The following is a 13,026-nucleotide window of genomic DNA, read 5'->3' as shown; positions in this document are numbered from 1 at the left end:
CCGCGATTGCGTTCGAACAGACGACATCGTTCATGAGCTGGCGCGGAAGCTGCATCCAATGGCCATTCGCCGGTTTTCCGTCACCGGCCTCTGGAGGGTAGGATGCGTAGCCTGGTTTTGCTGCTGGCCGTTTTGGCGCTTGGTGGCTGCATGAATGTCAGCGATATGGCCGAAGGCACTCGCTACCACATGAGCGATGCGGGGCTGCTGGATCACAGCGACAGTCGTCGCGTGAATAACTTCCGCATTCAACCGGACTCATTCGTCTACATCGCCCAGGGTGCCTTCGCGCCGCCGGGCAGTGCCTATCCGCGACCTAATGTGATCGCTGAAGTCGCCTTCGATGGCTTTATCGAATACTTCCCAATGGTGCGCCGCGCCCGCGTGCCGGAAGGTCTCGACGAAGCCATGGGCGAAGCCCGCGCCGCCGGTGCCCATTACCTGCTCTATACCCGCTTCGCCAAGTCCGACGATCGTATCGGCAACTCGGACGAATGGCTCGACCAGGAAGCCGTGGATCGGCTCGGTATCGACAGCGGCATCATTCAGATCATGTTGATCGAGACCAGCACCCAGTATTTGATTGATACTGCACGTATCAAGAGTCGTGGCGGTTTACTGACGTTCCACGACAAAAAGCCGGAAGACCTGATGGGCCCGCCGCTTGAGCAATACGCTCGTAGCTTGCTGGGGCTCAGCGACCAGTAATTAAAAAGGAGAACGCCATGAGTGGCCCGCAAAAAGCCAACGATCTGTTGGGGCAAATCCCCAAAACCAAAGGCTTGCCGCCGGTCCACCTGTGGAATCCCGACTTCTGCGGTGACATCGACATGCGCATCGCCCGGGACGGCACCTGGTATTACCTGGGTACGCCGATCGGGCGCAAGCCGATGGTCAAGCTGTTCTCCACCATCATTCGCCGCGACGGCGATGATTACTTCCTCATCACCCCGGTCGAGAAGGTTGGCATAAAGGTCGACGATGCGCCGTTCGTGGCGATTGCCGTGGAGGTGGAAGGCGAGGGCGAGACCCAGGTCTTGCGCTTCACCACCAACGTTGACGAGACCGCCGATGCGGGCGCCGATCACCCCATGCGCGTGGTGATCGACCCCGTGACACAAGAGCCTGCCCCCTACGTGCATGTGCGCACCAACCTTGAAGCACTGATCCATCGCAATGTGTTCTATCAACTGGTGGAGATGGCTGTCAGCCGCGAAATCGATGGGCAGCGCTGGCTGGGCGTGTGGAGCGGTGGCGAATTCTTCCCCATCGGCCTCGAGCCGTAACCCATAACTTGTGGGAGCGGGCAAGCCCGCTCTCACATTTGTTTGTTGTGAACCGGACATTCTAAATTCAAATTGACACCCAATCGTATGATGATTAGCGTGGGCATCCAACGCGAACGGTTTTGTGCCGTTCCTGCCTCGAGGTGTCCATGTCCAGCAGTTTTCATGCGTCGACGGTCGATTGGCTGGGTTGCTGGATCGCGACGGGCCAAGTGAAGCCGGGTGAGTCCCTCAAAGTAGAGGCAGACCTCGGCGAGCAACTCGGTGTCAGCCGCACCGTCATCCGTGAAGCCATCAAAACCCTGGTCGCCAAAGGCATGCTTGAAGTCGGCCCCAAAGTCGGTACGCGGGTGTTGCCGGTGCGGCGCTGGAATCTCTTTGATCCGCAAGTCGTAGGCTGGCTGTCACGCAGCGGCCTGCCAGAAAATTTCGTCGATGACTTGCTCGACCTGCGCCGAACTATCGAACCGATGGCCGTGCGCTGGGCGTGCGAGCGCGCTACTGTCGAACAGGTACAAGCCATCCTCCAGGCGTACAACGCACTGGAAAGGGCAGTGGACAGCGGCATCGATTACAACCGCGCCGACCAGTTCTTCCACGAGTGCATCCTCGCTGCCAGTCACAACCAATTCATCGAACAAATGGTCCCGGCCCTTGGCGCGCTGCTGGCGGTGTCTTTCGAAGTGTCCGCCGCCGACCCGAACGAACTGCGCCGCACGCTACCGATTCACAAAGACATGGCCGACGCCATCGCAGCCCGGGATGCTGCGCGCGGTGTCTGGGCCTGCATGACCCTGATCGATAACGCCGACCTGGCCATCAAACGTTTCTACCCGCAAGTCATGGCCGACAAAAAAGCCAGCTGACAACAGAGAATCCTGTGGGAGCGGGCTTGCCCGCGATAGGGCCGGCACATCCAACATCTATGTGCCAGACAAACCGCTATCGCAAGCAAGCTCCCTCCCACATAAAAACAAGAACAATGCAGGAGGTTTCATGACGTGGACCGCAGTTACCGAACACCGCGCCCAGCTTGGCGAAGGTCCGTTCTGGGACGCGCCGACCCAAGCGCTGTACTGGGTTGATATCGCCGGTAAACAGGCGCTGCGGCTGATCGGCGCCAACGTGCAGATCTGGCAGATGCCCGAGCACGTGTCCGCCTTCATCCCTTGCGAAAACGGCGATGCCTTGGTGACATTGAACAGCGGCGTGTATCGACTCGATCTGGGTTCGCCCGGTCTGGAACCACGACTGACCTTGCTCTGTGTCGCCGATCCGCAACCGGGTAATCGCGCCAACGAAGCCCGTTGCGATGCAATGGGCCGCCTCTGGCTGGGCACCATGCAAAACAACATCGGCGAACAAGGCGAGGACCTGCCCATCGTGCGGCGCTCCGGGGGCCTGTTTCGCATCGATCGCGATGCTCGGGTCACGCCGTTGCTCCGTGGGTTGGGTATTCCCAATACCTTGCTCTGGAGCGATGACGCCACCACCGTGTATTTCGCTGACAGCCTCGATAGCACGCTGTATCAGCATTTTATTCGTACCGACGGCAACCTCGACCCGGCCCAGATCTGGTTCGGACCCCACGAGCGCGGCGGCCCGGATGGCTCGGCGATGGATGCCGAAGGTTTTATCTGGAACGCGCGTTGGGACGGCAGCTGTCTGCTGCGGCTGAGTCCGGAGGGTCGTGTTGACCGGGTGATCGAACTGCCGGTGAGCCGTCCCACCAGTTGCGTGTTCGGCGGCGAAGACCTGCAAACCTTGTACATCACCAGTGCCGCGAGCCCGCTGAATCATCCATTGGACGGTGCAGTGTTATCGATTCGGGTGGATGTGCCCGGAAAAATCTGTACTCGGTTTGCAGGTTAAATCCCAAAATATGGGATGTAAAATTATATATTGAGATTATTTGGCGGTCGGGTTTATAGTCGGCTCCATCAGATACACGCACTCACACTTAAAAAAACAAAACAGGTGAAGTGATGCAGCGATTTTCTACAGAGCCTTTTGACCGGACATCGACAGATACCCGGTTTTTGTCGTGCGTTCGAAATGGAGTCTTGATCCATGGCTGAAGCTCTTTCCTTGCCTCCAGTGCCCGAGCCGCCCGTGGGCGAACGCCTGAAGAACAAGGTCGTATTGCTGACCGGCGCCGCGCAGGGCATCGGCGAGGCAATCGTCGCCACCTTCGCGTCCCAACAGGCCAGGCTGATCATCAGCGATATCCAGGGCGAGAAAGTCGAAAACCTCGCGGCCCAATGGCGGGACAAAGGCTTTGATGTTCAAGCGATCAAGGCTGACGTTTCCAGCCAGCAGGATCTGCACGCCATGGCCCGACTGGCGATCGAGCTGCACGGCCGGATCGACGTGCTGGTCAATTGTGCCGGGGTCAATGTGTTCCGCGACCCGCTGCAAATGACTGAAGAAGACTGGCGCCGCTGCTTCGCCATCGACCTGGACGGTGCCTGGTTCGGTTGCAAAGCGGTGTTGCCACAGATGATCGAGCAGGGCATCGGCAGCATCATCAACATCGCCTCGACCCATTCCACTCACATCATTCCTGGTTGCTTCCCATACCCCGTGGCCAAACACGGCTTGCTCGGCCTGACCCGCGCGCTGGGCATCGAATACGCACCGAAGGGCATTCGCGTCAACGCCATCGCACCGGGCTATATCGAAACCCAGCTGAACGTCGATTACTGGAACGGTTTTGCCGACCCCCACGCCGAGCGTCAGCGCGCTTTCGACCTGCATCCACCGCGCCGCATCGGCCAGCCAATCGAAGTGGCCATGACCGCCGTTTTCCTGGCCAGCGATGAAGCGACGTTCATCAATGCTTCGTGCATCACCATCGATGGCGGTCGCTCGGTCATGTACCACGACTGAGCAATCAGGGTTTCAGGCGCGGGACTACGCCTGAAACCCAATCATCATACGATATGACTATTGGCAGCACCGTTTGATTGGCTTTCAAAATAACGCTCAAAAAAAATAACAAGGAGTCAGCTTATGAATCGTCGTCGTGCAATCCGTTCCCTATGCTGTGCCGCTTTGGCGGTCACCGCGGTCAGCCTGAGCAGTACATTGCTGGCGGCCGAGGAAGTGAAGATCGGTTTTCTGGTCAAGCAAGCGGAAGAGCCCTGGTTCCAGACCGAATGGGCGTTCGCCGAAAAGGCCGGGAAAGAGAAGGGCTTCACCGTCATTAAAATTGCTGTGCCTGACGGCGAGAAAACCCTCTCGGCCATCGACAGCCTTGCCGCCAACGGCGCGAAGGGTTTCGTGATTTGCCCGCCGGACGTCGGCCTCGGCCCTGCCATCGTGGCCAAGGCCAAGGCCAACGGCTTGAAAGTGATTGCCGTCGATGACCGTTTTGTCGATGCCAACGGCAAATTCATGGAAGACGTGCCTTACCTCGGCATGGCCGCGTTTGAAGTCGGTCAGAAACAGGGCAATGCCATGGCCGCCGAAGCGAAGAAACGCGGCTGGGACTGGAAAGAAACCTACGCGGTGATCAACACCTTCAACGAGCTAGACACTGGCAAGAAACGCACCGACGGTTCGGCCAAGGCTCTGGAAGATGCGGGCTTCCCGAAAGACCATATCCTCTTCACCGCGCAGAAAACCCTCGACGTACCGGGCAGCATGGACGCCACCAACTCGGCGTTGGTGAAACTGCCCAGCGGTGCGAAAAACCTGATCATCGGCGGCATGAACGACAACACCGTGCTGGGCGGCGTGCGCGCCACCGAAAGCGCCGGGTTTACGGCGGCTAACGTGATCGGCATCGGTATCAACGGCACCGACGCCATCGGCGAACTGAAAAAGCCCAACAGCGGCTTCTTCGGCTCGATGTTGCCAAGCCCGCACATCGAAGGCTACAACACCGCGGTGATGATGTACGAGTGGGTCACCACCGGCAAAGAGCCACCGAAATACACCGCGATGGACGACGTGACGTTGATCACTCGCGAGAACTTCAAGCAGGAACTGGAAAAGATCGGCCTGTGGAACTGAGGGTCGGTTGATTTCATCGGTGGCCCTGGTGACGGGGCTGCCTGATCTGTGTGATGAGGTGGTTTTATGCACGCGCAAGTACAGACACAACAACAGAGCGTCGGCGGCAGCTTGCGCTTCAACGAGATCGGCAAGACCTTTCCCGGGGTGAAGGCGCTGGACGGCATCAGCTTCGTCGCCCACCCGGGGCAAGTCCACGCCTTGATGGGCGAGAACGGTGCCGGCAAATCCACGCTGCTGAAAATCCTCGGCGGTGCTTATACGCCCAGCAGCGGTGATCTACAGATCGGCGAGCAGACGATGGTCTTCAAGTCGACCGCCGACAGCATCGCCAACCGGGTCGCGGTTATTCACCAGGAGCTGCATCTGGTCCCGGAAATGACCGTGGCAGAAAACCTCTTTCTCGGTCATCTGCCGGCCAGTTTCGGCCTGATCAATCGCAGTGCCCTGCGTCAGCAAGCGCTGGCCTGCCTCAAGGGCCTGGCCGATGAGATCGATCCGCAAGAGAAAGTAGGGCGCCTTTCTCTGGGCCAGCGGCAACTGGTGGAAATCGCCAAGGCGCTGTCCCGTGGCGCCCATGTGATTGCATTCGACGAACCCACCAGCAGCCTCTCGGCTCGGGAGATTGATCGCTTGATGGCGATCATTACTCGCCTGCGTGACGAGGGCAAAGTGGTGTTGTACGTCTCCCATCGCATGGAAGAAGTGTTCCGCATTTGCAACGCGGTGACGGTGTTCAAGGACGGCCGTTACGTGCGCACGTTCGAGCAGATGAGCGAGCTGACCCACGATCAACTGGTCACCTGTATGGTCGGTCGTGACATCCAGGACATCTACGATTACCGCCCTCGTCAGCGCGGCGCGGTGGCACTCAAGGTCGACGGTTTGCTGGGACCGGGCTTGCGCGAGCCGGTGAGTTTCGAGGTCCACAAAGGCGAGATCCTGGGGCTGTTCGGTTTGGTCGGTGCCGGTCGCACGGAGCTGTTCCGGATGCTCAGCGGTCTTGTGCGCAACACCGCCGGACGCCTGGAGCTGCGAGGTCATGAACTGAAACTGCGGTCGCCTCGCGATGCGATTGCGGCCGGCATTCTGCTGTGCCCGGAGGACCGCAAGAAGGAGGGAATCATGCCGCTCGCAAGCGTCGCAGAGAACATCAACATCAGCGCTCGCGGCGCCCATTCGACTTTCGGCTGCCTCTTGCGCAGCGTGTGGGAGCGGGGCAACGTCGACAAGCAGATCAAGGCACTGAAAGTGAAGACGCCCAACGCGGCGCAGAAAATCATGTACCTGTCCGGCGGCAATCAGCAGAAAGCCATTCTCGGCCGCTGGCTGTCGATGCCAATGAAAGTGCTGCTGCTGGACGAGCCCACCCGTGGCATCGACATCGGCGCGAAAGCCGAGATCTACCAGATCATCCATAACCTGGCCGACAGCGGCATCGCAGTGATCGTGGTGTCCAGCGACCTGATGGAAGTCATGGGGATTTCCGATCGCATCCTGGTGCTCTGTGAAGGCGCGATGCGCGGCGAATTGAGCCGCGAACAGGCCAACGAATCCAACCTGCTGCAACTGGCTTTGCCGCGCCAACGCGCTGACGGCGTGGCGAACTGAGAGGGGACTATGATGACAACCCAAAACGAAACTCTGCCGACTGCGCGCAAACCCCTGGACCTGCGGCGTTTTCTCGATGACTGGGTGATGCTGCTGGCGGCGGTCGGGATCTTCGTGCTCTGCACCTTACTGATCGACAACTTCCTGTCACCACTGAACATGCGCGGTCTGGGCCTGGCAATTTCGACCACCGGGATTGCCGCCTGCACCATGTTGTATTGCCTGGCGTCCGGGCACTTCGACTTGTCGGTGGGCTCGGTGATCGCCTGTGCCGGCGTGGTTGCGGCGGTGGTGATGCGTGACACCGACAGCGTGTTCCTCGGCGTCAGTGCTGCGTTGGTGATGGGGTTGATTGTCGGGTTGATCAACGGGATTGTGATTGCCAAGCTGCGGGTCAATGCGTTGATCACCACGTTGGCGACCATGCAGATCGTTCGTGGCCTGGCCTATATTTTTGCCAACGGTAAAGCGGTGGGCGTGTCTCAGGAACAGTTCTTCGTCTTCGGCAATGGCCAGTTGTTTGGCGTGCCGGTGCCGATTCTGATCACCATCGTCTGCTTCCTGTTTTTTGGCTGGTTGCTGAATTACACCACTTACGGGCGCAACACCATGGCCATCGGCGGCAACCAGGAAGCGGCGCTGCTGGCCGGGGTCAACGTTGATCGAACCAAGATCATGATCTTCGCCGTGCACGGCGTGATCGGGGCGTTGGCCGGGGTGATTCTGGCTTCGCGCATGACCTCGGGGCAGCCGATGATTGGCCAGGGCTTTGAATTGACCGTGATCTCGGCGTGCGTGTTGGGCGGCGTGTCGTTGAGTGGCGGGATCGGCATGATTCGGCATGTGATTGCCGGGGTGCTGATTCTGGCGATTATTGAGAACGCGATGAATCTGAAGAACATCGATACGTTTTACCAGTATGTGATTCGCGGTTCGATTTTGCTGTTGGCCGTGGTGATCGACCGCCTCAAACAACGTTGAGATTTGGGGTGGATTCAAAAGCCACCCCTCACCCCAGCCCTCTCCCCAGTGGGGAGAGGGGGAAAGGGAGCAGATCTACGTCGCATCTAAAACCTGAGTTCGACTCGGACTTTCAGGTCGATGGATAGCTTAAGACACCTCGGTCAGCCCCCTCTACCCCTTGGGGAGAGGGTTGGGGTGAGGGGTGGATTCACCTGACACCACACGTCTGTGAACGTCCCACCTCCCGTCACTTCCCCTAAATATCCCTTGCCCGCCCAACCCCGTTTCGGTTATCACTTTGTACATGATTAAACAGGTACGATTTGACAAGAAACAACGGGTGGTCGACGAACTCATCCGGCGCATCGAAAGCGGCCTCATGGAGGACGGTTTTCTGTTGCCGGGCGAGCATCAGTTGGCTCAAGAATTCAAAGTCAGCCGAGGAACGCTGCGTGAAGCCCTGGCCGAATTGAAACGGCGCCATTACATCGCGACGCAAAGCGGTGTCGGGTCCATCGTCACCTTCGACGGTATGGTGCTCGATCAGCGTAGCGGTTGGGCTCAGGCCCTGGCCGACAGCGGGGCGCTGATCAATACCGAAGTGCTACGGCTGGAGGCGGTGACCCGTCCTGACTTGCTGTCGCGTTTGGGCACCGACCAATTCATCACCCTCGACCGACGTCGCCGTTCCAACGATGGCACGCTGGTCTCCCTTGAACGCTCTTTGATGCCCGCCACCGGAGGTCTGGAAAGCCTGCCGCGTGTCGGCCTGATCGATAACTCCCTGACCATCACCCTGGCCGCCTACGGCTATATCGGTGAGCGTGGCGATCAATGGATCGGCGCCGAACCCTTGAACGCCGAAGACGCCGAATTGCTCGGTCGTCCAGTCGGCACCGTGTTTCTCAAAGCATTGCGCACTACTTACGACCGGCAAAACCGCTTCATGGAACAGGTCGAAAGCCTGCTCGATCCGGTGCACTTTCGCCTGCACCTGCAATTTGGAACGTCGAAATGACCGTGCTCAATCGTGCCCTGGGCGCGTTCTACGGACTGGCCCTGGGCGACGCGTTGGGCATGCCGACACAATCGCTGAGCCGCGCCCAGATCAAGGCGCGCTTCGGCGAGATTATCGATCTGGAAAACGCCGGACCGGATCAACCGATCGCCGCCAACATGCCCAAGGGCTCGATCACCGACGACACCGAACAGGCAATCCTGGTCGGTCAGTTGTTGATCGAAGGTGAGGGCCGGATCGAACCAGCGGTGCTCGCCCAACGACTGATCGAATGGGAAGCCGGGATGCAGGCCAAGGGCTCGCAAGACTTGCTCGGCCCGTCGACCAAACGCGCCATCGAGATGATCCTCGCCGGCTATTCACCGGAAGAAGCGGGGCGCTACGGCACCACCAATGGCGCGGCGATGCGCATCACTCCGGTGGGGATCGCGGCGGATGTCACTAATCCTGAACGCTTCATCAACGCCGTGGTGCAAGCCTGTCAGGTCACCCACAACACCACGCTGGGGATCTCCAGTGCAGCGGCGGTCGCGGCGGTGGTCTCGGCCGGGATCAACGGCATGGACCTGGGCGAGGCCTTGAACCTCGGGCAGCAAATCGCTCAGCAAGCTGAAAATCACGGCCACTGGGTGGCTGGCGGACGCATTGCCTCGCGCATCAGTTGGGCACGGACCATCAGCGTCGACAGCGACAAGATGATGCTGGCGGACCTGATGTACGACGTGATCGGCACCTCGGTGGCCTCTCAGGAATCGGTGGTGGTTTCGTTTGCCCTGGCCCAGCAAGTGGCCATCGGCGAAATGAGCGCCTTCGAAGCGCTGTGCATGGCGGCGAGCCTTGGCGGTGACACCGACACCATCGCGGCGATTCTCGGCGCAATGCTTGGGGCCTGTCTGGGGCTTGAGAGTTGGCCGGTGGCGATGATCGATAAGGTCAAAGTCGTTAATGGCCTGGAGCTGGAGCCGCTGGTACAAGGACTACTCGCCCTGCGTTGATTGCGCTGACGCCATCGCGGGCAAGCCCGCTCCCACACTGGGATCTGTGAACGACCCAAAACCCCTGTGGGAGCGGGCTTGCCCTCGATAGCCGCGCCGCATACTTGATTTGATAACCCGCAACGGAACGCACAAACACGGCCAGGACTGCCGGGATGTTATGTCGACTTCCGAAACTGCCCACAATCACAACAATGGCAACAGGAGCATTTTTCATGAGTTCATCAAACGCCGGGCAAAGTGCCGGGCAACTGGAAACCCGAGGCATCGAGCCGGTGCCGGAAGCGGAGTGCAACGGTCATCCGTTGCAACTGTTCTGGGTCTGGTTTGCCGCCAACATCTCCATCCTCGGTCTGCCGCTGGGTGCGACCCTCGTAGCTTTTCGAGGCCTGGCGATCTGGCAAGCAATCATCGTCGCGATCCTCGGCGCCGCCGGTTCCTTCGCGGTGGTCGGGATCATCTCCATCGCCGGCCGTCGTGGCCGCGCACCGAGCCTGACCCTCTCGCGAGCAATCTTCGGTGTACGCGGCAACATCGGCCCGACCCTGGTTTCGCTGATGTCGCGGCTGGGCTGGGAAACCGTCAATACCACCACGGCGGCGTTCGTACTGCTGTCGCTGTGCTCGATCCTGTTCGGTTCGCCGGTGGAAGCGAAAAGTGCGCCGCTGCTGACTTTGGTCTTCATCGCGATTTTCGTACTGCTGACGTTGTCGGTCTCCGGCCTCGGCCATGCAACATTGCTGGTGATCCAGAAGTGGGCGACCTATGTGTTCGGCGCGCTGAACATTCTTGTCGGCGGTTTCCTTTGCGCCACCATCGACTGGAGCGCGGTATTCAACGCCACGCCGGCACCGCTGAGCGCGATGATCATCGGCGTCGGCACCATGGCCGCCGGCACCGGGATCGGTTGGGCCAACGCCGGTGCGGACATGTCGCGCTATCAGCATCGCAGCGTCAAAGCCGTGCGCCTGGTGGCGTCGGCGGCGTTCGGCGCGGGGATTCCGCTGGTGCTGTTGATTACCCTCGGCGGCTTGCTGTCGGTGGGCAACAATGACCTGGCCTCGGCCACTGACCCGATCATCGCGATCCGCGACATGCTGCCGACCTGGATGGCGGTGCCATACCTGATCACTGCGTTCGGTGGCTTGCTGCTGTCGAACAACCTGTCGGTGTACTCCGCCGGCCTGACCACGCTGACCCTGGGCCTGAAGGTCAAACGCGTCTACGCCGTGGTGGTGGACATCGTCGCGATCTTCGCTGGTTCGATCTACTTCATGCTGATCGCCGACAGCTTCTACGGTCCGTTCATTACCTTCATTTCCCTGCTGGCGGTGCCGATCACTGCGTGGGTCGGGATCTTCGTGGTCGACCTGATTCATCGTCACTACTACAGCCCCAAGGACCTGCTGGACGTCAGCCCGAGCAGCGCCTATTGGTATCGCGGCGGCGTCGAATGGCGCGCGTTCGGTGCGTGGGCGGTGGCGATTGTGCTGGGCTTCAGTTTCACCACCATTGGCACCACCGAACAAACCGTCTGGTTCCGCGGCTTCCTGTCCGACTCGTGGCTGGGCCACAACGGCCTGGGCTGGATCGTGACGTTCCTGGTGGCTGGCGGGATTTACTTTGTACTCGGCGGGGCGAAAGATCGCCGCGCCGCGATAAACGAGCGTGCTCATGCCTAGATTGCTGCACACCGGCCAGGTCATGATCGATCTGGTCATGGCCGTGGATAAACTGCCTCAGTCGGGCGGTGACGTGTTGGCGCAGTCCGCCAGTTTCGAGGCGGGCGGTGGATTCAATGTGATGGCTGCCGCACAGCGCAATGGCTTGCCGGTGGTTTACCTCGGACGCCATGGCACCGGCCGCTTCGGCGATCTGGCCCGAGAGGCAATGAAGGTGGAAGGTATCCGGACCGGCATCGCCCACAGTGCCGAACGCGATACCGGGCTATGCGTCGCGGTGACTGAAGCGTCGGCCGAGCGCAGTTTCATTTCCTACATTGGCGCCGAGGGCGAGTTGACTGCCGAAGACCTGGCAAGCGTGCCAGTCGAGGCGGGTGACTATGTCTACGTCAGCGGCTACAGCCTGTTGCATGGCGGCAAGGCCTGGGCGTTGGTGGATTGGGTGCTGGATTTGCCGACCGACATCAAGGTGGTTTTCGATCCCGGCCCTCTCGTGGATTCGCCGGATGAGCCGCTGATGAAGGCCTTGCTGGCGCGCATTGATCTATGGACCAGCAACAGCGTCGAAGCGTTGCGGTTTACCGGTGCGCCGGACATTGCCGAGGCATTGAATCGGCTGATCGATCATCTGCCGGCCGACGTGTTGATGGTGATTCGCGATGGTCCGCAAGGGTGCTGGATCAGCCAGCGTGAAAACCGCCAACATGTGCCGGGCTTCAAGGTCGAGGCGGTGGACAGCAATGGCGCAGGAGATGCGCATGCTGGCGTGTTCGTGGCTGGTTTGGCACACGGGTTGGTACCGTTTGAAGCTGCGCGGCGGGCTAATGCGGCTGCGGCGTTGGCGGTCACTCGTTGGGGGCCGGCGACTTCGCCGGGGATTGCCGAGGTGGATGAGTTGATCCGCGAGACATTCGGTACCTGATCTGATGCCATCGTCGGAACGCCGCCCGGAGCAGGCTCGCTCCCACACTGGATCTGTGAACAACACAACTCCCTGTGGGAGCGAGCCTGCTCGCGATGGGGACATCAAATTCAACAAAAATCCTGACCTTACCCGGCCCCGCGCAACGCCTCGATCAACTCCTGCTTGCGCATGCCCGAGCGTCCCGGAATCTTCTTCGCCCGGGCTTCTTTCATCAAACTATCGACGGTCTGGGTGTCGCGCGACGCTTTGCTGTTTCGCGAATGACCCTCACTACTGGCCACCGCGCGGCGGGATGATTCCTTGCGATCCTCTGCCTTGGCGCTGGCCGGTTTCTTGCGCCCGGAACCACCGGCGCGCTCCCCACCACCCGACTGCTTATTCACCGTCGCCCAGGCACGGGCTTCGGCCTCGTCCTTCGAGACACCTTTGTGCTCGTAGCTTTCTTCGATGTGCTCGGCCTTGCGCTTTTGCTCGGCGGTGTATTTGGTTTTGCTTCCACGAGGCATGGGATTTCTCCTATTGCTTGTAG

The 13,026-nt window shown here is 60.0% G+C and carries 13 protein-coding genes; 12 read left to right on the top strand and 1 reads right to left on the bottom strand.

Annotation, left to right across the window (positions count from 1 at the left end; translation table 11 throughout):
- The first annotated feature begins 102 nt into the window (after window positions 1-102).
- The 12 genes from FQ185_RS12340 to FQ185_RS12285 all read left to right on the top strand — a co-directional run bounded on the left by FQ185_RS12340 (window position 103) and on the right by FQ185_RS12285 (window position 12,494).
- Window positions 103-708 (top strand): DUF4823 domain-containing protein, encoded by a 606-nt coding sequence (locus FQ185_RS12340; protein WP_149417682.1) that lies wholly within the window; start codon window positions 103-105, stop codon window positions 706-708.
- Between the two features lie 17 nt (window positions 709-725).
- The gene (locus FQ185_RS12335; protein WP_149417681.1) at window positions 726-1,286 is read left to right on the top strand and encodes a DUF1285 domain-containing protein; all 561 of its coding nucleotides are present in this window, start codon (window positions 726-728) and stop codon (window positions 1,284-1,286) included.
- 149 nt (window positions 1,287-1,435) lie between these two features.
- Window positions 1,436-2,152, top strand: a complete 717-nt coding sequence (locus FQ185_RS12330) for a FadR/GntR family transcriptional regulator (protein ID WP_149417680.1) — start codon at window positions 1,436-1,438, stop codon at window positions 2,150-2,152.
- A gap of 130 nt (window positions 2,153-2,282) precedes the next feature.
- Entirely contained in the window at window positions 2,283-3,158 is an 876-nt protein-coding gene (locus tag FQ185_RS12325; protein WP_149417679.1) for an SMP-30/gluconolactonase/LRE family protein, read from the top strand.
- Between the two features lie 198 nt (window positions 3,159-3,356).
- Window positions 3,357-4,175 (top strand): SDR family oxidoreductase, encoded by an 819-nt coding sequence (locus FQ185_RS12320; protein ID WP_149417678.1) that lies wholly within the window; start codon window positions 3,357-3,359, stop codon window positions 4,173-4,175.
- A 123-nt stretch (window positions 4,176-4,298) separates the two neighbouring features.
- Window positions 4,299-5,303, top strand: a complete 1,005-nt coding sequence (locus tag FQ185_RS12315; RefSeq protein WP_149417677.1) for a substrate-binding domain-containing protein — start codon at window positions 4,299-4,301, stop codon at window positions 5,301-5,303.
- Between the two features lie 66 nt (window positions 5,304-5,369).
- Entirely contained in the window at window positions 5,370-6,914 is a 1,545-nt protein-coding gene (gene araG, locus FQ185_RS12310) for an L-arabinose ABC transporter ATP-binding protein AraG (RefSeq protein WP_149417676.1), read from the top strand.
- Window positions 6,915-6,926: 12 nt separating this feature from the next.
- Entirely contained in the window at window positions 6,927-7,895 is a 969-nt protein-coding gene (araH, locus tag FQ185_RS12305; RefSeq protein ID WP_149417675.1) for an L-arabinose ABC transporter permease AraH, read from the top strand.
- 286 nt (window positions 7,896-8,181) lie between these two features.
- The gene (locus FQ185_RS12300) at window positions 8,182-8,895 is read left to right on the top strand and encodes a GntR family transcriptional regulator (RefSeq protein ID WP_149417674.1); all 714 of its coding nucleotides are present in this window, start codon (window positions 8,182-8,184) and stop codon (window positions 8,893-8,895) included.
- Window positions 8,892-9,890, top strand: a complete 999-nt coding sequence (locus tag FQ185_RS12295; RefSeq protein ID WP_149417673.1) for an ADP-ribosylglycohydrolase family protein — start codon at window positions 8,892-8,894, stop codon at window positions 9,888-9,890. Before FQ185_RS12300 ends, FQ185_RS12295 begins: the two co-directional genes overlap by 4 nt.
- A 215-nt stretch (window positions 9,891-10,105) precedes the next feature.
- Entirely contained in the window at window positions 10,106-11,572 is a 1,467-nt protein-coding gene (locus FQ185_RS12290) for a cytosine permease (protein ID WP_149417672.1), read from the top strand.
- Entirely contained in the window at window positions 11,565-12,494 is a 930-nt protein-coding gene (locus FQ185_RS12285; RefSeq protein WP_149417671.1) for a PfkB family carbohydrate kinase, read from the top strand. Before FQ185_RS12290 ends, FQ185_RS12285 begins: the two co-directional genes overlap by 8 nt.
- A 128-nt stretch (window positions 12,495-12,622) precedes the next feature.
- On the opposite strand, the gene FQ185_RS12280 is transcribed toward FQ185_RS12285, so the two are convergent.
- On the bottom strand, window positions 12,623-13,003 hold the full coding sequence (locus FQ185_RS12280) for a Rho termination factor N-terminal domain-containing protein (RefSeq protein ID WP_149417670.1): 381 nt from the start codon (window positions 13,001-13,003) through the stop codon (window positions 12,623-12,625).
- Window positions 13,004-13,026 lie beyond the last annotated feature (23 nt).

This window comes from Pseudomonas sp. ANT_H12B (assembly GCF_008369325.1).
Taxonomy (GTDB): Bacteria; Pseudomonadota; Gammaproteobacteria; order Pseudomonadales; family Pseudomonadaceae; genus Aquipseudomonas.
Note: the sequence above shows the minus strand (reverse complement) of the source record. Positions and strands in the feature narration are given on the sequence as shown.

Coding starts and splice junctions, on each gene's coding strand:
- FQ185_RS12300 (WP_149417674.1), top strand. CDS start 8,182: ATGATTAAACAGGTACGATTTGACAAGAAACAACGGGTGGTCGACGAA.
- FQ185_RS12325 (WP_149417679.1), top strand. CDS start 2,283: ATGACGTGGACCGCAGTTACCGAACACCGCGCCCAGCTTGGCGAAGGT.
- araG (WP_149417676.1), top strand. CDS start 5,370: ATGCACGCGCAAGTACAGACACAACAACAGAGCGTCGGCGGCAGCTTG.
- FQ185_RS12335 (WP_149417681.1), top strand. CDS start 726: ATGAGTGGCCCGCAAAAAGCCAACGATCTGTTGGGGCAAATCCCCAAA.
- FQ185_RS12280 (WP_149417670.1), bottom strand. CDS start 13,003: ATGCCTCGTGGAAGCAAAACCAAATACACCGCCGAGCAAAAGCGCAAG.
- FQ185_RS12340 (WP_149417682.1), top strand. CDS start 103: ATGCGTAGCCTGGTTTTGCTGCTGGCCGTTTTGGCGCTTGGTGGCTGC.
- FQ185_RS12330 (WP_149417680.1), top strand. CDS start 1,436: ATGTCCAGCAGTTTTCATGCGTCGACGGTCGATTGGCTGGGTTGCTGG.
- FQ185_RS12285 (WP_149417671.1), top strand. CDS start 11,565: ATGCCTAGATTGCTGCACACCGGCCAGGTCATGATCGATCTGGTCATG.
- FQ185_RS12295 (WP_149417673.1), top strand. CDS start 8,892: ATGACCGTGCTCAATCGTGCCCTGGGCGCGTTCTACGGACTGGCCCTG.
- FQ185_RS12290 (WP_149417672.1), top strand. CDS start 10,106: ATGAGTTCATCAAACGCCGGGCAAAGTGCCGGGCAACTGGAAACCCGA.
- FQ185_RS12315 (WP_149417677.1), top strand. CDS start 4,299: ATGAATCGTCGTCGTGCAATCCGTTCCCTATGCTGTGCCGCTTTGGCG.
- araH (WP_149417675.1), top strand. CDS start 6,927: ATGACAACCCAAAACGAAACTCTGCCGACTGCGCGCAAACCCCTGGAC.
- FQ185_RS12320 (WP_149417678.1), top strand. CDS start 3,357: ATGGCTGAAGCTCTTTCCTTGCCTCCAGTGCCCGAGCCGCCCGTGGGC.